Annotated in this window: 18 protein-coding genes; 14 read left to right on the forward strand and 4 right to left on the reverse strand. The window is 36.3% G+C overall.

Annotated elements, in window-relative coordinates; all coding sequences use genetic code 11:
• The first annotated feature begins 54 nt into the window (after nt 1-54).
• Nucleotides 55-3,141, forward strand: a complete 3,087-nt coding sequence (locus L2586_RS00315) for a M12 family metallo-peptidase (RefSeq protein WP_235290758.1) — start codon at nt 55-57, stop codon at nt 3,139-3,141.
• Here L2586_RS00315 and L2586_RS00320 read toward each other — a convergent pair.
• Complete coding sequence (locus tag L2586_RS00320) at nt 3,138-3,434, reverse strand: heavy metal-binding domain-containing protein (protein WP_235290759.1); 297 nt, start codon at nt 3,432-3,434, stop codon at nt 3,138-3,140. The two genes, L2586_RS00315 and L2586_RS00320, sit on opposite strands and share 4 nt — an antisense overlap.
• Nucleotides 3,435-3,487: 53 nt before the next feature.
• On the opposite strand from L2586_RS00320, the gene L2586_RS00325 reads away from it, so the two are divergent.
• The 3 genes from L2586_RS00325 to L2586_RS00335 all read left to right on the forward strand — a co-directional run bounded on the left by L2586_RS00325 (nt 3,488) and on the right by L2586_RS00335 (nt 7,074).
• A complete protein-coding gene (locus L2586_RS00325; RefSeq protein WP_235290760.1) occupies nt 3,488-5,221 on the forward strand; it encodes a UvrD-helicase domain-containing protein in 1,734 nt (577 codons plus the stop codon).
• A 63-nt stretch (nt 5,222-5,284) separates the two neighbouring features.
• Nucleotides 5,285-6,310 (forward strand): SMP-30/gluconolactonase/LRE family protein, encoded by a 1,026-nt coding sequence (locus L2586_RS00330; RefSeq protein ID WP_235290761.1) that lies wholly within the window; start codon nt 5,285-5,287, stop codon nt 6,308-6,310.
• Between the two features lie 257 nt (nt 6,311-6,567).
• Nucleotides 6,568-7,074, forward strand: a complete 507-nt coding sequence (locus L2586_RS00335; protein ID WP_235290762.1) for a DUF3124 domain-containing protein — start codon at nt 6,568-6,570, stop codon at nt 7,072-7,074.
• Here L2586_RS00335 and L2586_RS00340 read toward each other — a convergent pair.
• Complete coding sequence (locus L2586_RS00340; protein WP_235290763.1) at nt 7,071-7,256, reverse strand: hypothetical protein; 186 nt, start codon at nt 7,254-7,256, stop codon at nt 7,071-7,073. The genes L2586_RS00335 and L2586_RS00340 overlap by 4 nt on opposite strands.
• Before the next feature lie 1,147 nt (nt 7,257-8,403).
• Here L2586_RS00340 and L2586_RS00345 point away from each other — a divergent pair.
• The 6 genes from L2586_RS00345 (at nt 8,404) to corA (ending at nt 12,571) form a co-directional block, all read left to right on the forward strand.
• Nucleotides 8,404-8,568 carry a DUF1328 family protein gene (locus L2586_RS00345; protein ID WP_235290764.1) on the forward strand — a complete coding sequence of 55 codons (165 nt, stop codon included), beginning with the start codon at nt 8,404-8,406 and terminating at the stop codon, nt 8,566-8,568.
• 97 nt (nt 8,569-8,665) lie between these two features.
• Nucleotides 8,666-8,818 carry a lmo0937 family membrane protein gene (locus L2586_RS00350; RefSeq protein WP_235290765.1) on the forward strand — a complete coding sequence of 51 codons (153 nt, stop codon included), beginning with the start codon at nt 8,666-8,668 and terminating at the stop codon, nt 8,816-8,818.
• A 136-nt stretch (nt 8,819-8,954) separates the two neighbouring features.
• Nucleotides 8,955-9,905 (forward strand): mechanosensitive ion channel family protein, encoded by a 951-nt coding sequence (locus L2586_RS00355; RefSeq protein WP_235290766.1) that lies wholly within the window; start codon nt 8,955-8,957, stop codon nt 9,903-9,905.
• Nucleotides 9,906-9,907: 2 nt separating this feature from the next.
• Entirely contained in the window at nt 9,908-10,360 is a 453-nt protein-coding gene (locus tag L2586_RS00360; RefSeq protein WP_235290767.1) for a hypothetical protein, read from the forward strand.
• 132 nt (nt 10,361-10,492) lie between these two features.
• Nucleotides 10,493-11,515: a helix-turn-helix domain-containing protein gene (locus L2586_RS00365; RefSeq protein ID WP_235290768.1), complete on the forward strand. Its 1,023-nt coding sequence runs from the start codon at nt 10,493-10,495 to the stop codon at nt 11,513-11,515.
• A gap of 3 nt (nt 11,516-11,518) precedes the next feature.
• Complete coding sequence (gene corA, locus L2586_RS00370) at nt 11,519-12,571, forward strand: magnesium/cobalt transporter CorA (RefSeq protein ID WP_235290769.1); 1,053 nt, start codon at nt 11,519-11,521, stop codon at nt 12,569-12,571.
• Here corA and L2586_RS00375 read toward each other — a convergent pair.
• Complete coding sequence (locus tag L2586_RS00375; RefSeq protein WP_235290770.1) at nt 12,568-15,741, reverse strand: S41 family peptidase; 3,174 nt, start codon at nt 15,739-15,741, stop codon at nt 12,568-12,570. The two genes, corA and L2586_RS00375, sit on opposite strands and share 4 nt — an antisense overlap.
• A 91-nt stretch (nt 15,742-15,832) precedes the next feature.
• Here L2586_RS00375 and L2586_RS00380 point away from each other — a divergent pair, with 91 nt between their 5' ends.
• The 4 genes from L2586_RS00380 (at nt 15,833) to L2586_RS00395 (ending at nt 20,699) form a co-directional block, all read left to right on the forward strand.
• Nucleotides 15,833-16,594, forward strand: coding sequence for a patatin-like phospholipase family protein (locus tag L2586_RS00380; protein ID WP_235290771.1), 762 nt, complete (start codon nt 15,833-15,835; stop codon nt 16,592-16,594).
• A gap of 62 nt (nt 16,595-16,656) precedes the next feature.
• A complete protein-coding gene (locus tag L2586_RS00385; protein ID WP_235290772.1) occupies nt 16,657-18,003 on the forward strand; it encodes an MATE family efflux transporter in 1,347 nt (448 codons plus the stop codon).
• A gap of 141 nt (nt 18,004-18,144) precedes the next feature.
• Nucleotides 18,145-19,437 (forward strand): ATP-binding protein, encoded by a 1,293-nt coding sequence (locus L2586_RS00390; protein ID WP_235290773.1) that lies wholly within the window; start codon nt 18,145-18,147, stop codon nt 19,435-19,437.
• Nucleotides 19,434-20,699: a tetratricopeptide repeat protein gene (locus L2586_RS00395; RefSeq protein ID WP_235290774.1), complete on the forward strand. Its 1,266-nt coding sequence runs from the start codon at nt 19,434-19,436 to the stop codon at nt 20,697-20,699. Before L2586_RS00390 ends, L2586_RS00395 begins: the two co-directional genes overlap by 4 nt.
• Before the next feature lie 107 nt (nt 20,700-20,806).
• On the opposite strand, the gene L2586_RS00400 is transcribed toward L2586_RS00395, so the two are convergent.
• The gene (locus L2586_RS00400; RefSeq protein WP_235290775.1) at nt 20,807-22,444 is read right to left on the reverse strand and encodes an NAD+ synthase; all 1,638 of its coding nucleotides are present in this window, start codon (nt 22,442-22,444) and stop codon (nt 20,807-20,809) included.
• Nucleotides 22,445-22,494 lie beyond the last annotated feature (50 nt).

Genomic DNA, 22,494 nt, shown 5'->3' on the forward strand with positions numbered 1-22,494 from the left:
GCTCTATGCTTATTTCGTGTCATATGTCTAGACCAACGGAATAAAAAACAAAGTATGCATTCACTTCTAAGATTTGCCTTCCTTCTTACATTCATTTTTTGTGTAAATATTACGACTACAAATGCTCAAGACAAACTGAGTCCATTAACTGAAATCACACTAAGAAATGATTCCAAGGCAAAAACTTTTGCGAAAAGAGTAATGCATTACATCTTAGATATCGATCAACTTAGTCAGTCCTCAAGAAACAACAGCAATAAGTTAACACTTAACCTACCGACACTTTCAGGAGATAAAGTACTCGAATTAGATCAGGTGCAATTACTTGCTAACAGTTATACACTATTGACGCAAGATGGAGAGATCAAGTCTGAAGCAAGAAATCAAGAATTCTATAGAGGGAAGGTAAAAGGTGATGAAAATAGTATGGTCGGAATGTCTGTATTCAATAATGAAATTCACCTAATTGTATATGATCAAGATGGGACTTATGAGGTCAAAAAAGTAAATGAACTAAAGGATACTTATTCTGGAATTTATAGTAGTGAAATTAATAACCCAACATTTATTGCATGTCAGACAGATACAGAAATAGATCTTGGTGTTAAAGGAATTCAAGAAGAAGTGAGTAGAAGTGGTGCATTAGGCTGTGTGGAAATTTACTTAGAAATTGATTATAAGTCGTACACAGAGAATAGTTCCGATGTCACTGCCACAGAAAACTGGGCTTTAGCCATAATGGCACAAGTAGCTTTGTTTTATGAAGATTCTGGAATTCCAATAAAGGTTTCAGGAATCAAAATTTACACTACTTCGGGAAGTGATCCTTATAGAATTCACGGCAGCACGTCTCCTATGTTAACAGCATTTAGAGATAGCATGAACAACCAAGGATTTAATGGGAACCTAGCACATCTTCTTAGCGGAAGAGGTGTAGGTGGAGGGATTGCATATCTCAATGTATTATGTAGTCCTAGCTATAATATGGGTGTTAGTGGAAACCTCACATCAGGAGGAACTTCCTACGGAACATATACCTGGAATATCAATGTAATTGCACACGAAATAGGTCATAATTTCGGATCTCAACATACACACGATTGCGCTTGGAATGGAAATAATACACAAATAGATGATTGTGGAAATAAGTATTATGATAATCAAAACAAGCCGGAATTAATAGGCAGTTGCTATGATAAAGACAACGTGATTCTTCCCGGTTCTTCAGCAACAATTATGTCTTATTGCCATGTGGTAGGAGGAGCATCGATCAATTTGAATTTGGGGTTTCATCCATTAGTAAGAGAAAGAATTTATACCAATTATGCTTCGTCAACTTGTGGTGGAGATGAAGATTGTTCCGGACTTTCACCTGGAAACAATAGATGCGTAAATGCAAGTGAATTAATACCAGTTCGAAGTTGTACTATTCTGGAGTTTAATAATCTGAATGCGACGAACTCTGGATTAAGTCAAGGCAATTCTTGTAGTAGCAATTTTCCGGTTAAAGATGTATGGTTTTCTGTTCTCATTCCAGAGAATGGTAAATTGGACATAGAAACAAAATCTATTTCAGGAGGACTCAGCGATATGGTTATGCAGATTTATTCAGGAAGTTGTGGATCATTATCTCAGGTGTGGTGTGATGACAATAGTGGAGATGGAAATCATGCGAAAATAACAATTGACGATCTTGCGCTTGCTAACCAAGAATTACTTATTCGAGTTGTAGAGGCTAATGATAATGAGGGAACATTTGGAATTTGTGTTTATTCGGATGAATTACCTTGCGATGATATCGTGGAAGATTTGTTAGATCTTTATGCATCTACGGATGGTGAGAACTGGACGAATAATACAGGATGGCAAGATGGCTTTGCTGGAAATAATTGTAATTATTGCGGATGGTATGGTATCGAGTGTAACCTTAATGAAGAAATAATTAGCATTGATTTATCTGATAATAACCTTATAGGTGGTTTAGGTAATAATTTTACGAATCTGAATGAATTGACATCGCTGGATTTATCTATTAACCTGATTTCAGGAGAAATTTCAGAAGCAGCTATTAATACCGCTAATTTATCTTTTCTTGATCTTTCAAATAATAATTTTTCTGGAGTATTTCCAACAAGTATTATCACAGGAGCGAAACTTATAAATATATCCGCTGGAAATAATGCTTTTTCTGGCAATCTTCCGGAATTTACCTATTCTACAAAATTACAAGTTTTAGATCTAAGTAATAATGAAATAATCGGCTGTTTTCCTGGAGTATACACTAGATTTTTATATAATGGGGAATTAATTGTGGAGGGGAATGATGACCTTGCTTTCGGAGGTGATTTCTACGGTAAGCCTTCTTCATATAGTGGTTTCGATTTTGATAAAGACGGTTTTTGCTTCGAAATAGATGACTGTGAAGATTACGATAATACAATCTACAATGGTGCGCCAGAATTATGTGATGGTTTAGATAACGATTGCGATGGTGATGTAGATGAAGGATTAGACAGTGGACCTAATAAGTGGATCGGGCCGACTTCTGATGGAAACTGGGACGATCATACAAATTGGAGCTTGGGTCATGTGCCGCAAGCATGTGAAGATACGGAGATCGGGATGGAAGGTCCAGCAGTAACGATTAGGGATATGGCTACAGAAGCTTATACGGACCAATATTTTAAATCCATATGCATTGGTCCGGAATCTGAATTAAATTTGAGTTCAAAGTTTAGCATGTATGTTAAAAATGGCTTCGTTCTAAATCATGGGACGCTAAATATTAATGGTTACTCTAATTTTGCAAATTTGGACTCTACGAAGAATGGGATAGAAAATGTAGGAGTTATTAATATCAATAGCGGCACTTCACTTACCATATACAAATCAGGAATCAATGGTATCTACAATAAAGCAGGAGGAATCATTAACAATAATGGTTACCTAACTATCGATACGAATAATCCTGTCAACGGAAATGTTGGCCTTAAGAATGAGAATATTATCAATAATACAGGAACGCTAAATGTTATTGGAATATTTAAAAATAAAGAAGTCCACCTATTAGAGGGTTCTCAGCTAAATAATACTGGAAACATAAAAATAGGTGGTCGATCTTGGAATGAAGGCGGAAACTAGTGGTTATGGCCGTCGTGGTCGTGGCCATCATGATCGTGACCATCATGGTCATGTCCTTTATCTTTATTCTCCACATAATCCATTCCGCAAACTGGACATTTGCCTGGTCCATCACTACCACTTCCTTCGCAATGCATAGGGCATACATAAGCTGAAGTATATTCTGGACCTTCCTTATTTATTTCCACACCATCTTTTTTTTCTTGATGAGTATGTTTCCCTCCACACGATGAAATAGCAAGCGAAAAGAATATGGCAACGACGAATAATGGAATAATTTTTAAGGACTTCATCTATTTATTTTTGTTTATCCTGCAATTTAAAATTTTATTGCCAATTTTGCTTCATGAAGTTTACTAAAGAGCAGAAAGCGATACTGAAATCAAGAGGGGACATTAAGATTAATGCCGTTGCGGGTTCTGGGAAGACAACGACGATAATTGAGTACGCTAGAACAAGACCTTCAGATAGTAAAATTCTTTATTTAGCTTTTAATAAATCGGTGAAAATAGAAGCTAGTAAGCGATTTATAGAAGCGGGTGTTCAGAATGTTAGAGTTGAAACCGCGCATTCACTAGCCTATAGAGCAGTGGTCCATCGCCATGGGTACAAAATTAATAGTAAGGGATATAAAACCTATGAGATTGCTGAGATACTAGGAATTCCAGGTGGAAAAGAAAAGCATGGTGAATATGTCATAGCGAATCATGTTAAGAAATTCACCGCATACTTCTGTAATAGCAATGCCCAGAAAGTACAGCAACTTAACTACTTGGAAACCATTACAGATACTAAAGCTAAGGTATTCGTCACTTCCTTTTATAAAATCATTGAAAACCAAACCCGCCTTTTCCTAGCCAAAATGGATAGAGGGCTAATTGAAATCACACATGATTTTTATCTGAAGAAATTCCAATTGTCCAGACCGAATCTTCCTTATGATTACATTCTCTTCGACGAGGGGCAAGATGCTTCTCCTACGATGCTCGATGTTTTTCTGAATCAAAACGCAGTGAAAGTAATCGTAGGTGATACACATCAGCAAATATATGGATGGAGATATGCAGTGAATTCTCTGGAGAAAGCCAACTTTAAAACTTTCCAGTTAAGTAGTAGTTTTCGATTTAGTCAGGAAATCGCAGATCTTGCCGTAGATGTCATCTACTGGAAAGACCACTTAGAAAGCATTCCAGATATGAAGATGGTAGGAAAAGGAACATCTGACGATCGGAAAACCAAAGCGATCTTGGCAAGGACAAACCTAGGATTACTGCTGAAAGCGATCGATATTGTTTCTAATAGATCTAGCCTGAAATCTATCTATTTCGAAGGAAGCATTCACTCTTATACTTATGCAGAAGAAGGCGCATCATTGTATGATGTATTAAATTTGTACAACGGGAAGAAGCATTTAATCAGAGATGAAATGATTAAAAAGATGAACACCTTAGAAGACTTAGAGGAATATGTAGAAAAGACGGAAGAGGTTGATCTTACCCTGATGATAGAAATAATCAAAGAGTATGGAAATAGGATCCCAGGAATACTGAATAGAATTAAGGAATTGCATATAGATGGTAACGATAAGGAGAAAGCTGACCTTATATTTTCTACCGTTCACCGCTCGAAAGGAATGGAATATGATACGGTGGAAATCGTTAATGACTTCTTGAGTGAAGAAAGGTTAGAAAAATTAATCGAAGAGAAAGAAGCTGATCCCGATAAGTTAAAAGAGGAAATTAACCTACTTTATGTAGCAATTACAAGGACGAAAAATAAACTGTACATTCCAGAAACGCTGGTTCCTGAAGATTTTAAAAGCACGAAACATATTATCGTTACGCAGCCAGAGACCGTTCATAAGATGGCCAAAAGCGTTGATAAAAACGACGCTGTTTCTATTAAGAGACCTGGCGCTTCGAATCAGAAATGGTCTGACTTTGACGATGAAGAATTAACCGACATGTTTTGTGATGGACTTTCTGTTCCAGAAATGGCAAGCCACTTGAAGCGATCGCAAGGCTCTGTCGTTTACCGAATTAAGAAATTAAGACTTGAGGAGACTTATGGTTATTATTGAATCAAGGAAAGCGGATAATTTGTCAAAATTCCAATTAACTTTAGAACAGAAAATAAATTATAGATGCAGATTTTTAAATTTTTAACTGTTTGGAGTTTAATGTTTTTCATTTCTAACGGTTCGTATTGCCAAGAAGTAGATTATAATGCTACGGGTACACTTGGTGAAATTATTCGACTAGACCCAGAAATGGATAATGTCATTCATCCTGGAACGAATATAGAAGTTCTAGGTAAGGGTTTTGTCTGGTCAGAAGGACCATTGTGGATCGATGAAGGCCAATATCTTATTTTCTCTGATGTTCCTCAGAATGCCATATTTAAGTGGAAAGAAGGAGAAGGCATTTCTGCTTATCTGAAACCTGCTGGTTACACAGGTGAGAAAGAAAGGGGCGGAGAGCCAGGTTCTAATGGTTTAGCTTTAGACCAGAATGGGAAACTCATTTTATGTCAACATGGAGATCGAAGAATCGCGATGATGAATGCTGACTTAGATTCTCCAGAACCTAATTTTACTTCTTTAGTGGATTTATACAAAGGCGAAAAATTTAACAGCCCTAATGATTTAGCAATTAAGTCTAATGGTGAAATTTATTTTACTGATCCACCTTATGGATTAGTTGGGAATATGAAAGATCCGCTGAAAGAAATTCCTTTCCAAGGTGTGTACAAGGTAGATGGTAAGGGAGAATTAACTCTGCTGAGTAAAGCATTATCTCGACCGAACGGAATAGCGTTTTCCGTTGATGAAAAAAGTATCTACGTAACTAATTCAGATTTTAGTTCTGCTCATATCACAAAATTTAACTTGGATACAGATGGGAGTTTTAAGGATAGAAAGGTTTTCTTTAATACATCACATTTGTTAAATAAAGGATTAAAAGGTGTGCCAGATGGGATTAAGGTGAGGTCAGACGATTATGTTTTTACAACAGGGCCAGGTGGCGTCTTAGTGCTTACACCTGAAGGGAAACATCTAGGGACGATAGTGACAGGAGAATCGACTTCTAATTGCGCCTTTGATGCACAAGAAAACTATTTGTATATGACGTCAGATGCTTATTTGCTAAGAATCAAATTGAACAAATAACGACTGGAAATTAATCTCTTTTTAACGGTCAATGTTTAAGCTTAGTCCCATCGAAATAGACTGCTGAAGCTAGAAGAAGTGGGTGGTAACACCTCTATAATCGAACATTTCGGTGAAAATGCAGTATGATGAATGTTATCAAAAGATAGAAAACATTAACTAACAAAATTATAATGCTGTCGAAGCATAATTTTGATTGAAAGCCTGATTGTTATTTAACAATCAGGTTTTTTCATATCTTCAACTTTAAATCCAATATGCGGCTCTTATTATTAATCACGGTATTGAGTATAGTTAGTTGTGGCACTCCTAATCCTAATGTAAATAAGAAAGGAGAAGATATAATTCAGAGCCACCTAGCGTTTACAGATACTTCAGAGCAAGCATACCAAGACACCGTCTATATTCCTATTTATTCAGATATTTATAGTGAGTCTCGACTCAAGTCAACCTTATTAACGGCCACGCTTAGTATTCGTTCTACAAGTCTCACAGACACAACCTATATTAATGTTATCGATTATTATGACACCAAGGGTGAAATGGTGAAATCATATATAGATCGGACATTAGTTCTCGAACCTATGCAGTCCATTGATTATGTCATCGATAGAGATGATAATACAGGAGGCGTCGGTGCAAACTTTATAGTTGCATGGGGCGCAAGCAAAGATACAAAACCATTGTTTCAGGCTGTTATGATCGGTCGAAGTGGACAACATGGTCTGTCATTCATAACAGAGGGCATTTCTATCAAGAACTAACTTCTTGATGTCTTTTTAATTTTTCTACAATTTCCGGTTAGAAAAGCTTGATCAAATCTCTCCATTAGTAGTTCCATTTGTTCAACAATCATGTCTATGTCTAGATCATTTAATTTGTTGGCAATAATCGTGATCGTTTTCTTCCTTTTTACATCAACTTCCTCCAAGATTGTATTTTCCATTTCGCAAAGATTTTGTTAATAATTAAAAAGATTTAAAGTTGTTGGCGGCTATTTTAATTAAAGGTACTTCTTTGTTTATTTAATAAAAAGGGGTAATGTTCTTCCGATTAAAGTGAATTCGTTTTCGAGTAATACTCATTTTGATATCAAGCATAATAAAAATTATAGCTTTTTGTTTACAAGTTTTGAAATTAACGTTCTGACTAAATGAAAAACATACACTTTATAGGAAAAAATCGCATCTAAAAGGCACCATCACGTTCTATGAAGACAATTGCACTAGTAATGGATATGGAATTTAAACAAGACATTGATTTTCAATGTGACGTCTTTTTCTGGGCGAAGTGTGTTTTAATGCCTTATCTCCTAATTCGGCCTCTAAGCAACCCTTAAGTATTAATATATATGATAAATTCCGGCTAAGAGAAAACCCAAAGTGGAAGTATAATCGTACTTAAAGTATTGAGGATATCTTATTAAATATTTGTTAGCATTTTACTGGAAGAGCTTAAATCTAGAATGATTATATGCAGAATTTAACGAAATGTCCGCACGAATATGAAATCAGCTATAGCCTTGTTTTATGGCATGTTAAGGAATTAGAAGCCAATATTTTTTTCATGATGATGTGTTAAAGTTGTTAATAAAATGGAGGTTTTAGATACTAAGTTGGTGAAGGCACATTTATTGTGTGTCATAGATACTAGAATAGAAATTTAATGGAGATCTGATTTTTGCCCATTAAATTTTAAAAATGCACATAATAAAGATTTAGATAAAATCATTTAGTATACCAAAGCTCAGAAAATGAGTTTTATAAATGTGACTTTATCAAATAACCGAGTCACAATTAAACGAATATAACACACATAAATTAATACCAATAGCATGCTAAAGTGGATCACATCATTTACAATAATTACTTCGATGACTGGAATAATTGCCTTTAGTAAGATAGCTGGTCCAGTAAGCGGTTTCGCAAAATTTCTATTTATCCTAATCGCACTCCTTTTTCTCCTTTCTATCATAACATCCATCGTGAAGAAGCAATGGAAGTGAATTAAATTCACACCCTATTCGAACATTTTTTGAGTTAACAAAGTAACGTTAGTGACAGAACAATATTAAATCACTAAAATTCAAAATTATGTTACGTTGGGTAATCTCTTTTATAGTAATCGCATTAATAGCAGCTTTATTAGGCTTCGGAGGAATCGCAGGAGCAGCAGCTGGAATTGCAAAAATCATTTTCTACATATTCATTGTACTATTTGTAATCTCACTAGTGATGAGCTTAGTTCGTAAAGTATAGACGCATTTAGAAATTAGAAATTCGCGGAATCTACACACGATGTTAAGAGGATTTGAATCATCAAATCACATTTATTCACTATAACAAAATCAAAATTATGAAAAGCATATTAAATATTATAATCGTTGTATTATTAGTAGGATGGTTATTCGGATTCATTGGCTTCGGTGCAGCCGTAGGAAATTTAATTCACATATTACTAGTATTCCTAGTCATTGCAATAATTCTTAGATTGGTTTCTAAGGTATAGATATATAAAGTTAAATAACTAGAAAGAGGTTAAGTGCGAGGCATTTAACCTCTTTTTTTTTGGAATATAAATAATCTTCTAACGAACAATTGTTCACAAAATAGGATATGATTATTAAACAGAGATAATTAAAAAGATGGAAGAGTTTTCAAAGAAATTAGCAGAATCATATAAGTTATTAATTGAGAAACTAGGAGGGTGGTTCGATGCCATTATTCTAAATATACCAAACATCATTATTGCTGTTCTGGTAGCATTTCTAGCGTATTTTTTATCTAAGTACGTCAGAAAATTGACCGTTAAGACGACGAAGAAATTTACAACTAATAAGACGATTGTAAATTTAGTTTCCAATTTGACTTCCGTAATTTTCACGGTGATCGTATTGTTTATTATTCTGAGCATATTTAATCTAAGTGGAACGATCAATAAAATTTTAGCAACTGCTGGAGTTTTAGGTTTAGCTGTAGGTCTTGCACTTCAGGATCCGATGAATAATCTTTTCTCAGGAGTTTTTATGTCTGTCCGGAAATTATATGCCATCGGCGACATTATAGAGTCGAACGATCATTTCGGTACAATTAAAGATATAGATCTACGTGCTACTAAAATAAGGACGCCAGATGGACACGATGTGGTGATCCCTAATAAAGATGTGATTCAGAATCCCTTAGAAAACTATACTTCTTCAGGAGAGCGACGTATAGATCTAGATTGTGGAGTAAGTTATGGAGATGATTTAGATAAAGTAGAAGAATTGACACTTAAAGCCATTTCATCGCTTGATAATTTGATGGAGCATAAACCAGTAGAAGTGATGTTCACAGAATTCGGTGATAGTTCGATCAATTTTACCGTGCGATACTGGATAGAGGCTACAACACAGAAAGAATACACATTGGCAAAAAGTAATGGAATAAAAGCAATTAAGAAGATTTTCGATGCTAATGATATTATGATTCCATTCCCGATTAGAACATTGGATTTCGGAATTAAAGGTGGTGTGCCAATGAGCAAAATGTTATCGATGAAGAAGAACCAAGAGATGAAAGAAAACAACATTTTAGAAACTAGTAAAAATAATTAATGATGAAAAGACCTAAAATAACAAGCACAACGGTATTTCCTAAATTAGAAGGAATTCTCAAAGAAGACGTGAGTGTCTTAGAAAGAATGAATTCTGATCATATAGAGGATAGTAAGTATCGCGAGTTTATTAACTCACTTATTAATGCAAAGAACAAAATACTTGGTTTAATTCCTAGTACTGGAGAAGGCATTAGTGAATCTCCAGCTCCAGCTCAAAAATTGCATATCGTTGGTATTAAAAACAGAGCACCTAGAGACCTTACTAATTTATTCTCAGCAATTAAAGACACTGAAGTAGAACAAATGAAATTCGTAAGGAATGCGGTCGTGGATGAAGGTATGCCAAATGAACTGCTAGGTAAATTAGAAAAGATATTAAAAATCTATGAAGACATCACTGAGCAATTAGGTAGATCGTACAAAACCAAACAATTTAATCCGATTGTAGTTTAAGACTAATAGAAGAATGTCTTTTTAAAGGGCGGATTAGATACAACATGATTTGACAATTTGCAAACCCCAGAATGCTTTTAAGAATCCAAGAACAGGATTTTCAATATGGAAAAAATTGTAAAATAATTAGAAATGAAGCCCTTTACAGTAGTAGTTGACTCATATAAATACCAAGATCGTTTTGAATCCTTTTCAAAACATTTTGACGGGAGTTTGCATGAAGATTGCAAAGAATTCACAGTTGAAATTGAAAATTCTTTCGGAAGTGGAAATCTGAAAGGGATCAATTTTGATTCAGGGATGAGTTTGCAGATGTTCGACGTGAACTTCAATCACGAAATTGATATTTTATACGATATGGGAAGAAGGCATCCTATTTCGTTTTTATATGTCAAGGAGGGAAGCGTAGAAGTGATAAATAATTTGAGCGGTTTCAAGCAAACGATCACTGAAAATGAAGCATTGATATATGCCCCAGAAGGCGATAGCACTTATTCTATTTTGATGCCTAATCATAAGAATGTGAAGATGGTTCAGGTTAACGTCGTTCGCTATCTGTTCCTGCAAAAAATAGAATGTGATCTGGACACAATACCAGAACCACTAGCAGAGATGTTCCGAGATACCACAGGAGAAAAGCCTTTCTATTATGCGACTTCTTCAGACCCCTCTTCGTTAAATGCGATCACTAACCTATTCAATAATAAGCAGTCTGGACTAGAGCGAAAGTTGCACATGGAGTCCTACGCAACGAAACTGATAACATCTTTGATTAAAACCTTTCGAATAGAGCATAATCCAAATAATAGTGGATATGTTTTTACGAAGAATAATATAAAATTGATCAATGAAGCCAAGAATTATATTTTAAAAAATATTCGGGAAACACCTACTGTGAAGGTGCTTTCGAGGAAATTAGGAATCAATACCAACAAGCTTCAAAAAGGCTTTCAATTACTATTTAATAAGTCAGTTAGACAGTTTATCATCACGGCTAAGCTACATGTCGCACAGCAGTTAATAGAAGAAGGAGATATGACAATTAGTGAAATTGCAGATCATCTAGGGTACACAAATAAAGGCCACTTTAGCCAATTATTTAAAAAAGAGTTCGGTATATTACCTAGTGAATATAATATCAGATCTAGAAAATAGTAGATGGCTAAAAAAAGAAATATAGGTTCTATTCCAGGGACTATTGTATATACAGGTAATGTTACAGGAACGCAAGTCAGCATAAATTACTTAGAATATAATCAGAATGGTTACCGAGCTGAGTCAGCTTTGAATAATGGAGAAATTACCATTTATCCGCCTATCGATGAATATATTCAGTGGTATGATATTAGAGGGTTGCACGATAATGACCTAATGCAGAAAATAGTAAGTTCGTTTAAAATTCACCCTTTAGTTATAGAAGATGCAGTAGATATTCACCAGCGTCCAACTTATGTGGAATATTTGGATGGGCACTTTATTTCTTTGAAATCCTTAGAATTTAATAGTGAAAAATCCACTGTAGAAAAGGAGACCGTTTCGATCTATTTTGGAAATAAATTCATTATTACTTTTCAAGAAAATGAAGATGATATTTTTAAAGTCATCAGGGAAAGAATTATCAACAAGAAGGGGAGGGTAGTTGCGAAAGGAGCTGATTACTTGGCCTATATCATAGTCGATTATATCGTTGACAATTATTTTAGTGTACTTGATGCTGTCGAGGAGCAAGTAGAAGAATTAGAGGAATCTATAAGTTTGCAATCTGATGATGTTGATAAATTATCAATATATAAGCTGAAAAAGAATATTCTGAAAATTAGAAAGTCTATAGCGCCTTTACGGGAAGCAGTTAATCTGTTTTCAAGGTCAGATTCCAAATTGATCGACTCTAAAACATTGACCTTCATAAAAGATGTGTATGACCATACCATCCAGATCATAGATAATGCAGACTCACTCAGAGACATACTATCTGGGCTTCAAGACCTATACATTTCTGAAGTCAGTCTACAAATGAATAAGGTTATGCAGGTCTTAACGATCATTACAGCGATATTTGTCCCGTTGTCATTTCTGGCAGGATTATACGGAATGAATTTCGTAAATATTCCAGAACTAAGAGCTCAAAATGGATACTATATCCTCATTGGAATTATGGTTTTAATCGCACTTTCGATGATCTATTTTTTTAAATCCAGAAAATGGTTCTAACGGATCTGATCTAATAATACATCTACAGCTTTCTTTAGTTGTTCATCTTCATTCTTGAATTCACTTTCAGGGTTGTTTTCTACCAAATAATCTGGTACCGCTGGTCCCCATTCCATATTCTCACCAGTTGCTTTAACATACCAAGCTCTGAAAGGAACTCTGACAAATGAACCATCCATTAAACCTCGGCCTCCTGTGGAGATAACGGCCCCGAAAGTTGGTTGCCCTACTAGTTTGCCATGGCCTAGCGTTTTGTAGGCGTGAGAAAATATTTCAGCATTAGAATAACTTGCCTCATTACACAGTGCGACACTTGGTTTTGTAAGTGCTGAGAGTGGCAATCTTTCCCCGAAAGGATAATTATTCTTGTAATCTTGGTGGTCTCTTGATAAGTCATCAGTTGCTCCTCGTGGTACTGTATAAGAGTGTTGGCGAACATTAAGCACAGCCATCACCATATCTGTAGTCCATCCACCACCATTATATCGAACATCGATTACGATACCTTCTTTTCCATATCCACTGGCCATTAATTCCCGTTCGAATCTTTCAAAACTTGGCCAGTTCATTCCCCTTATATGAATGTAACCTAATTTTCCGTTCGAGTATTTCTCAGTTAATCGTTTTCGTTCATTGATCCATGCTTCATATCGCTGAGTACTTAACGAAGAAACTGGTCGTATAATCACATCACGAGGTGTGCCATTCGAAGAAACTACTTCTAGCAGAATTCTGTCATTAGCTGTCTGGTTTACAAGAGCATAAAAGTTTCTGCTTTCGGTTTCAGAAATGGAATTATTATTAACGCTGATAATGATATCGCCTACATTAAGTTTGCTATCTTCTCTATCCGCTGGTGAATCTGGAACGATAGCAGTAATTTTAACTCCATTCGGTACATTTTCTAGTTCTACTCCTATAAGGCCAGTTGTTTCTCTTTGGGTTTCTTCCGGACCTGAACCGCGAAGTCCCATGTGACTCGCATTAACTTGGCCAAGCATTTCGTTAAATAACATCTGGAAGTCATTATGAGTAGATGCGGCCATTGCCCATGGTTCATATTTCGCTCTTAATGCATCCCAATTTTGCCCATGAAATTTTGGATCATAGAATCGATCATTGATGGTTCTCCAAGCTTCATCGAAAACTTGGGCTCTATACTCCATTGTGTTGATATCCATCTTAGCTTTAAATGGTCTTTTTTCATCTTTTCCTGATGCAATATTGGCAGTGTTCAGCCCACCACTTTTTGTAAAATAGATGTCCTTTCCTTTTTTGTCCAATTGCACATTAGAAACTCGTCCATCTTTTAAAAGTGTGCTTAAGTCATCTCCATCCCATTTTACTTTCATGTATTCCGACTTTCCACCGCTACCTTGTCTTCCGCTATTATTTGTAGAAAACAAGAAGAGATCACCTTCCCCATCTATCATTAAATCTCCCTCATTACCAGCTAAGCTTGTTACTTGAACTAATCTTTCGTGAATGTTTTCGATGTCAATGTGGACTTTCATTATAGAATCCTTCTTTTCTTTTTTAGAACTTTCAGGAAGTTGTTCCCAATCATTATTGGTTTTTTCCCAGTCTTTATTCGATAACCAAGCAAACCATATGTCCGCATCACCGTTATTTCTAATTGATAAAAATCCAAGTTTAGAACCATCACTGCTCCACACTGGTGAATAATCACCACGAGGATGCATGCTTACATTAATAGGCTCCGTACTTCCATCCGCTTTCTGAATAAATATTTCTTCATTAAAATCGAGATCAGGTCTGGAGAAGGCGATCCATTCGCTATCTGGACTCCAAGCGAGATCTTCTGTTGCAGCCCATGAATAGTGCAGGATATTCTGGTTCGAAAGATTCCCCGTAGAATCGATATCAGCGATCATTAGTTTTCCTGGTTCTGACAGGATGCTCACCTTCTTTCTATCCGGAGAAAGCGTGAAAGATAATACTTCATCACTACTTTCATAAACAGGTTCGATTTTCCATTTGAAACTCCAGAAAATTGCTTTTTCGCTAGTATCTATGGATGATATTTTGAATAGATTAAAGGTTCCATTTCTATCTGAGAGGAAAAGTGCGGTTTCATCATTTAACCAATCGACTTGTGTTTCTCTGCTTGATTGGGAAAGCGGATTAATGGTTAGACTTTTTTCTTTATCATTTTCAGTAAAAAATAAATCCCCCTTTGCGGAAAAGGCAATGTACTTTTCATCGGGAGAAATGGCATAATCAGAGATTCCCGAAGTAAAAGATTCATGTTTGATGGGATCAAAACGATAATCCGCAGGTACATCGAAGACAATCTTTTTAGTATTGCCAGATGCAATATCGTATGTGTAAATGTCTATTCCTTTGACGTAAATAAGAGATTTTCCATTCGCTGCAACATCATAATTACGTATGCCTTGATCTGTAAAACTGGTTATTGCGGTGCTCTCGCCCGGTTTGTTATCGTCATCAAGAATGGTTTTGTAAATATTGTACTTTCCATTTTTTGCGCTGAGATAGAAAAGGTCTTTCTGAGCTCCCCACTCAGGTAGAACATCTTGTCCATCGAAATCAGTGATCTGAATATAATTACCATCTTCAGGATCATATACCCAGATGTCTCTGTTTGCAGGACCTTTATATGTTTCTCTTTCTATTCTACATCCTCCTCGGACATAGGCCATTAAGTCATGATTCGTGCTGAAATTCCCATCAGAACCTAGAGAATTCATGTATCTTTCTGGCGTTCCACCTTCTGTATCAAGTTTGTGAAATTCATATTCTCGTTCGACTGCTACAAAGTTTCTTCTAGAAGAGAAACTGATCTGCTTATTATCGATCCAGTTTCCATCCACATCACTTGCAGAATGATAGGTATGACGCTGTAGATTTTTTCCATTCGTATCGATGGAATAGAGGTCATTATTTCCATTTCTTAGAGAACTGAAAAGTAGCTTTTTGCCATTGGGGCTCCATTGTGGTCTGGAGTCATAAGCTTCATGAATGGTCAGTCTTGTTGCCTTTCCTCCTGAAGAAGATGCAGTCCAAATATCGCCTTGGTAAGTGAATGCAATTTCACTTCCATCGGGACTTAATGTAGGATATCGGTATATTTCTTGGTTTTCAGCAAAGAAGAATTGAGTAAGAATCAGCGCGTAAATAAAATTCATTGTAATTGGTTGTTTGCTTAAAGATAACAAGGGAGGTTGACATTTATAATGTATCATTCCTATATTTGCACTATAAATTAATTTCTAAGCAATGAAATATTCTCTTGGAGTAGTGTTATCTGGCGGAAGTGTAAGAGGTTCGGCTCATGTGGGATTTCTGGAAAGATTAAAAGAAATCGGAAAAACGCCTGATATTATTTCAGGCGCAAGTGCAGGAGCAATGATCGGTGCTTTTTATGCAGCGGGAAAGACTTCTGACGAGATTATGGAATTCTTTAGAAATACGCCATTATTTCGATACAATTCTTTTAACCCTTTAAAGCCAGGGATCTTTGATACGGAAAAGTATAAATCTATTTTTAGAGATTTTATACCTGAGACTTTTGAGGAGTTAAATATTCCGCTTGTCATCGCGACTACAAATTTGGAAAAAGGGGAGGCTGAGTATTTTAGTTCTGGTGATCTTTATACACCGTTACTTGCGTCTTGTGCTATACCTTTCGTTTTCGCGCCCATAGAGATTAATGGATACTTACATGTAGATGGTGGTGTTCTGGACAACTTCCCAGTGGAACAATTGGTAGGCAAGTGCGATCATATTATCGGAAGTTTTCTGGGATGCACTAGACCTGTAGAAAGAAAAGATGTCAACTCTAAACTCAAAATAACATCACGATCAAATGAACTTCTAATGTATGCTGCTTCGAAATTGAAATTTTCGCTTACAGATCAGACGCTAGAGCATCCGCTGCAAGATTATGGATATTTCGATCAAAAGAAAATGGACGAGATTTGCAAAATAGGTTATGACTTTTGTCTAAAGGAATTACATGCTGATCTAATAATCGACTAATTCTAACAACTTTTTTAACGATCAATCCTTCTATTTAAGCATATTTCACTAAACAATAACATTTGAGTATTAAGCCGAATAAGTCCACTTCATTTGGGACGGAACCTATTATAAATTTATTACGTCAGCAAGCTATTCCTGCCTCTATTGGTATTTTGATTATGTCGATCTACGGTATTGTAGATACCATTTTCGTAGGGAGATGGGTGGGATCTAATGGAATAGCAGGTGTGACGGTTGTTTTCCCGATCACCTTTCTGATTTCAAGTTTCGGAATGGCAGTTGGGATTGGTGGGTCTTCCGTTTTGTCAAGGGCCTTAGGGAATGATGAGAACAAAAAGGCATTGACCACTTTCGGAAATCAAGTGTTATTAACACTGGTTTTAGCGATCACTTTTATGGTGGTTGGGTTTGTATTCGAAGAGGAGATTCTTAATGCTTTCGGAGGAAAGGGAGAAGTTTTGCAGCCAGCTAAAGAATATTTTCATATCGTGCTATTTGGTGTACCCTTTTTATCATGGGCCATGATGGCTAATAACGTCATACGGGCGGAAGGGTTTCCCAAAGTGGCCATGGTGACGATGATCGTACCAGCAGTAATGAACCTGATACTGGATCCATTATTTATTGGATATTACGAATGGGGAATGGCAGGTGCAGCTTGGGCGACGGTAATCGGTTATATAGCTAGTGCCATATTTACGTTGTGGTTTTTCCTATTTGGGAAATCGGAATTGAATCTAAGTATAAGAAGCTTAGCACCTAACTGGGGTATCATCAAAGAGATTTCAGCCATCGGTTCAGTTACTTTAGCACGTCAAGGGACGATAAGTGTTTTAGCAATTATATTGAACAATGCGTTATTTAATACAGGAGGTGCACTTGCTTTATCGGCATATGGAATTCTGAATAGGATGATGATGTTTGCTAACTTTCCTGTCATAGGAATTACTCAAGGATTCATGCCTATTGCGGGTTATAATTATGGTGCGAAGTTTTGGGGCAGATTAAAAGAAACCGTCAATATTTCTATCAAAACAGCATCGATTATTGCCGTGATCATTTTCACCTGTATCATGATTTTTGCGCCATCGATCGTTAAAATATTTACTACAGATCAAGAATTAATAGAAATTGCTATTCCTGCACTTAGGATTGCTTTTCTCGCAACACCTTTGATTGCGCTAGGCTTAATCGGTAGTGCATATTTTCAAGCCATCGGGAAAGCACTGCCTGCCTTACTGCTAACATTGACCAAACAAGGATTTTTCTTAATACCATTAATTTTGATTCTACCTCCTATTTTTGGGGTCAATGGAATATGGTATTCATTCCCTATTGCGGATATCGGTGCGGCATCAATTACCTATTTTTATCTAAGGAAGCAGATGAGGAAGATTCCTACTTAAGTAGAATGGTAATCAAGTTTTTACTCGTTATTTGGTGTTAATTTTGGTCACAATTCATATAGAAAGTCAATTAGTTTATCGAAATTTGCCTTCTTGGTCAATTTAAATTAGATTTAGATTGTTATGATTTAAAATTAGAGAATGAAAGAAGAGATAGATGAACTGCTACAAGCAGTCAAAGCAAGTCCTGAGAACACCTATATTCGATTACTCTTGATTAGAAAGATTAAGGATAATAAAGAATATACAGAATTACTTTCTGGTCAGTTGAATGAATTACTAAAGCATGATCCGAATAATAAAGAAGCTAAAAACTTGTTAGCTCAGCACTACTACGCTACAAATAAACTATCAGCTTGCATTATTTTATGTGAGGAATTACAAGATAAAGGCCAGTTAAGTCCGAAGAGTAAGTTGGTCCTTGCTAAAGCATACTTTAGTGAGAAAGATATGGCAAAAGCGAAAGAAATCTACGAAGAGGTCTTGGATTATGATCCTGATTTATTCGACGATGAATTAGATGACGCTTTCAGAATGAAACTGGATTACTTAGAGGATGAGTATACTGATAGCCACTTTTTGCAAAAGCCTAAAATGGGATTTGCAGATGTAGGTGGAATGGCAAAAGTGAAGAAAGAAATTGACCTAAAAATTATAAAGCCTCTAGAACATAAAGAGTTATATGCTCAATATGGGAAAAAAGTAGGCGGAGGATTATTGCTTTATGGACCTCCAGGGTGTGGGAAAACATTTATTGCAAAGGCAACTGCAGGAGAAATAGATGCTAATTTTATCAATGTTTCTCTGAATGATATTCTGGATATGTTCATTGGGAATTCGGAGAAAAACTTACATGATATTTTCGAAATCGCAAGAGCACATACGCCATGTGTGATGTTTATTGATGAGATAGATGCACTAGGGGCGAAACGTTCTGATTTGCGGCAGTCAGCTGGGAAGAATATTATCAACCAATTTCTGGCAGAATTAGATGGTCTGGAAGCAAATAATGATGGCATTTTAATTATTGGGGCGACGAATACACCTTGGCACTTGGATTCTGCATTTAGAAGACCAGGAAGATTCGATCGGATTATTTTTGTTCCGCCACCAGACGATGAAAGTAAAATCGAAATTCTGAAATTGAAATTGAAGGAAAAACCTGTAGAGAAGATCGATTACAAAGCAGTGATTAAGCATACGAAAGATTATTCTGGTGCAGATATCGATGCGATGATAGATATTGCCATAGAGTCGAAGCTTGAAAAAGCAATGGAAACGGGGATTCCTGAGCCGATTAGTACTAAAGATTTAGTTGCTGCGGCGAAGAATCACAAGCCATCTACTGTGGATTGGTTTACGACAGCAAAGAATTATGCATTATTCGCAAATCAATCTGGTCTATATAACGACATACTTAAATATCTTAAATGACGGAAGGTCAATTAACAGCTAGGCTTGAACTATTATTTTCGCAGCAGCGATTTGCTGAGGCGGAAACTTTATTGATCCAATTTTTGCAGCAGTATCCAGCTAATGAAAGAGGTCAATATATGCTTTGTGTAGTTTATTTCACGCAGAACAAATTAGAAGAAGCAAGGCCAATACTAGAACAGTTAATAAGTGAGAACCCTGAAGATCCTGAGTATCTAGCGTTGTCAGCTAGGATAGATATAGCAGGTAATTTCTTAGATAAAGCGGAAGAAAAAGTTGAATTGTTAATCGCAAGAAATCCAGAAGAACCGGAATTCTATAATTTAATGGCGACTATAAAATTTAACCAAAGAAATTATGATAAGGCTTTATTCTTTGCGGACAAGTCCCTAGCCATAGATCCAGAGAATCTGCAAGCCTTGAATCTGCGAACAAGTGCTTCTGGAATTCTAGGTAGAAAGCAAGATGCTAATGTCAGTATAAATGAAGCATTACAGCATGATCCGAATAACGATTGGACGATTGCTAATCATGGACAACAGCTGCTGAACGAAGGAAAAGTTAACGAGGCACTAGAGCGATTCAAAGATGCTCTTGCCAAGAATCCGAATAATGACCTAGCGCAATATGGGTTAAAAGAAGCGCTGAAGTCTAAATTCTGGCCGTATAAAATGTTTTATAAGTACCAATTGCTGATGTCTCGATTGAGTTCTAGTCAGATGTGGGGAATTATGATCGGAGCATACTTGCTCTTGAGGTTCCTGCAACGGACAGCGGATAAGAATCCAGAGCTAGCTACTTTTTTAATGCCGATTGTATACATCATTGTAGCAATATTTCTAAGTACTTGGATTATACAGCCGTTGATGAATTTATACTTATTGACGAACAAATATGGGAAGTTGCTGCTGGACAAGTACGACAAGAGAAGTGCGAAACTAGTAGGGCTGTCTTTATTACTTGCAATTGTATTCTTCTTGATTAGTTTAATTGCAGCACCCGAAAGTTTGAGTTTGTTTGCGTTGTTTTTTGTTGCATTGATGATACCACTGGGCACGATGTATTCTCCACCGACGAAGGAGAATAAAAAGAAAACGGTTTATTTCACTATAGTTATATTGATCGCAGGATTGCTAGGCTTTTTTGTTAAGTTGATAACGGATAATGAAATTGTAATGATCATTGCCTTCGGAGGAATTTTTATATACCAATGGTTTTTGAATGGGATGATGATCAAGGCTGGGTCGAGGATTCGATCTTAGGCCTTTAGTCTTAAGTCCTTAGTCTTTAGTCTTTAGTCTTAAGTCATAAGTCATAAGACTAAAGACTAAGGACTTCAAGACTTTCCGACTTCAAACCTAATAAGGAATTACGCCAAATACTTTCCTACGATCGGCATTCTCCGTCCCATCCCGAATGCTTTCGATGATACTCTTAATGCAGGTGCAGTTTGATATCTTTTGAATTCATTAATATTCACTAATCTTAGTATCCTTCGAACCAATTTTTCATCATGGCCTTTCGCAATGATCTCTTTGGGGCCCATTTGATTTTCAATGTATAAGGTTAAGATCTCATCAAGGATATCATAATCAGGAAGACTGTCAGAGTCTTTTTGATTCGGTCGAAGTTCGGCAGATGGCGGTTTTGTAATCGTGTTTCTCGGAATAACCTCTTCATCTTTATTAATGTATTCACTTAGAAGAAAGACATCCGTTTTATACACATCACCGATCACAGATAAGCCACCAGCTAAGTCGCCATATAGTGTTCCATATCCTACGGCATTTTCACTTTTATTACTTGTATTTAATAAGATATTCCCATGCTTATTAGACAATGCCATAAGTAGTAGTCCACGACATCTTGCTTGAATATTCTCTTCTGCAACATTGAACGGCTTGCCGTCGAATAATGGATTCAGTAGTTTTAGAAATGTTTCATATGGATCTTTGATCGGAATAATATCATACCTAATTCCCAAGTTTTCAGCAAGTGCTCGCGCATCATCCACAGAGTGACCAGAACTAAACTCAGAAGGCATTAAGACACCTCTCACATTTTCTTTTCCGAGAGCTTTCACAGCAAGTGCGCAACTAACTGCAGAATCGATGCCACCCGATAATCCCAGAATTGCTTTTGTAAATCCTAGTTTTCCAAAATAGTCTTTAATTCCCAGTATGATTGCATCGTGTATTTCTTGGATTTTATTCTTCTCCTGAAGAATATTTTGCTTATCTGCGATGACATCTTCTAGTTCATAGGACTTGATACTTTCTACAAAATATGGCAGCTCCTCATAGACATTGCCTGAAGGAGACATCACAACAGATCCACCATCGAAGATAACTTCTGTCTGTGCTCCGATCTGGTTAACATAGAAAATCGGAAGACCATAGCGTTCTACATTCGCTTTCAGAACATGGATGCGTTCTTCTGCATGATCATAACTGAATGGGGAAGCTGAAATATTGATCATGAAGTCTGGTTTCTTTCCGATCATCTCATCCATCGGGCAAACTGTATACAAAGGATTTTCATTGCCAATGTTCCAGATATCTTCACAGATAGTCAGCGCAATCTTTTTCCCCTTGAATTCTATCAAGTCAAAATTAGAAGCAGGCTCGAAATACCTGTATTCATCAAAGATGTCATAGGTAGGAAGAAGTGCTTTATTGTAAATGTGTTTTACTTTTTTGTCATATAGAAAGTAAGCCGAATTAAATAGGTCTTTTCCTTCTATCACTGGATTTCGAGAGGGTGCGCCTACGATAACAGCAATTCCTTCACTCGCCTCTCTTAATTGATCCACTGCATGTTCCACTTGGACTATGAAATCATCAAATTCTAGAAAATCTCTTGGCGGATATCCAGTTACTGATAGTTCTGGAAAACAGATGATATCGCTTCCATCGATTTTTGCTTGGTCGATTGCTTTTAACATCTTGCCTACATTCCCTTCGAAATTCCCAATGTGGAAATTCAATTGTGCCAGTGTAATTTTCATATTTTCATTAATTAGAATTCAAAAGTAATTATTTTACTTTTAAGTCTTGT

The organism is Portibacter lacus (assembly GCF_021533215.1).
Lineage (GTDB): Bacteria > Bacteroidota > Bacteroidia > Chitinophagales > Saprospiraceae > Portibacter > Portibacter lacus.

Coding starts and splice junctions, on each gene's coding strand:
- L2586_RS00350 (WP_235290765.1), top strand. CDS start 8,666: ATGAAAAGCATATTAAATATTATAATCGTTGTATTATTAGTAGGATGG.
- L2586_RS00395 (WP_235290774.1), top strand. CDS start 19,434: ATGACGGAAGGTCAATTAACAGCTAGGCTTGAACTATTATTTTCGCAG.
- L2586_RS00345 (WP_235290764.1), top strand. CDS start 8,404: ATGTTACGTTGGGTAATCTCTTTTATAGTAATCGCATTAATAGCAGCT.
- L2586_RS00330 (WP_235290761.1), top strand. CDS start 5,285: ATGCAGATTTTTAAATTTTTAACTGTTTGGAGTTTAATGTTTTTCATT.
- corA (WP_235290769.1), top strand. CDS start 11,519: ATGGCTAAAAAAAGAAATATAGGTTCTATTCCAGGGACTATTGTATAT.
- L2586_RS00325 (WP_235290760.1), top strand. CDS start 3,488: ATGAAGTTTACTAAAGAGCAGAAAGCGATACTGAAATCAAGAGGGGAC.
- L2586_RS00400 (WP_235290775.1), bottom strand. CDS start 22,444: ATGAAAATTACACTGGCACAATTGAATTTCCACATTGGGAATTTCGAA.
- L2586_RS00355 (WP_235290766.1), top strand. CDS start 8,955: ATGGAAGAGTTTTCAAAGAAATTAGCAGAATCATATAAGTTATTAATT.
- L2586_RS00340 (WP_235290763.1), bottom strand. CDS start 7,256: ATGGAAAATACAATCTTGGAGGAAGTTGATGTAAAAAGGAAGAAAACG.
- L2586_RS00365 (WP_235290768.1), top strand. CDS start 10,493: ATGAAGCCCTTTACAGTAGTAGTTGACTCATATAAATACCAAGATCGT.
- L2586_RS00360 (WP_235290767.1), top strand. CDS start 9,908: ATGAAAAGACCTAAAATAACAAGCACAACGGTATTTCCTAAATTAGAA.
- L2586_RS00320 (WP_235290759.1), bottom strand. CDS start 3,434: ATGAAGTCCTTAAAAATTATTCCATTATTCGTCGTTGCCATATTCTTT.
- L2586_RS00375 (WP_235290770.1), bottom strand. CDS start 15,741: ATGAATTTTATTTACGCGCTGATTCTTACTCAATTCTTCTTTGCTGAA.
- L2586_RS00390 (WP_235290773.1), top strand. CDS start 18,145: ATGAAAGAAGAGATAGATGAACTGCTACAAGCAGTCAAAGCAAGTCCT.
- L2586_RS00380 (WP_235290771.1), top strand. CDS start 15,833: ATGAAATATTCTCTTGGAGTAGTGTTATCTGGCGGAAGTGTAAGAGGT.
- L2586_RS00315 (WP_235290758.1), top strand. CDS start 55: ATGCATTCACTTCTAAGATTTGCCTTCCTTCTTACATTCATTTTTTGT.
- L2586_RS00335 (WP_235290762.1), top strand. CDS start 6,568: ATGCGGCTCTTATTATTAATCACGGTATTGAGTATAGTTAGTTGTGGC.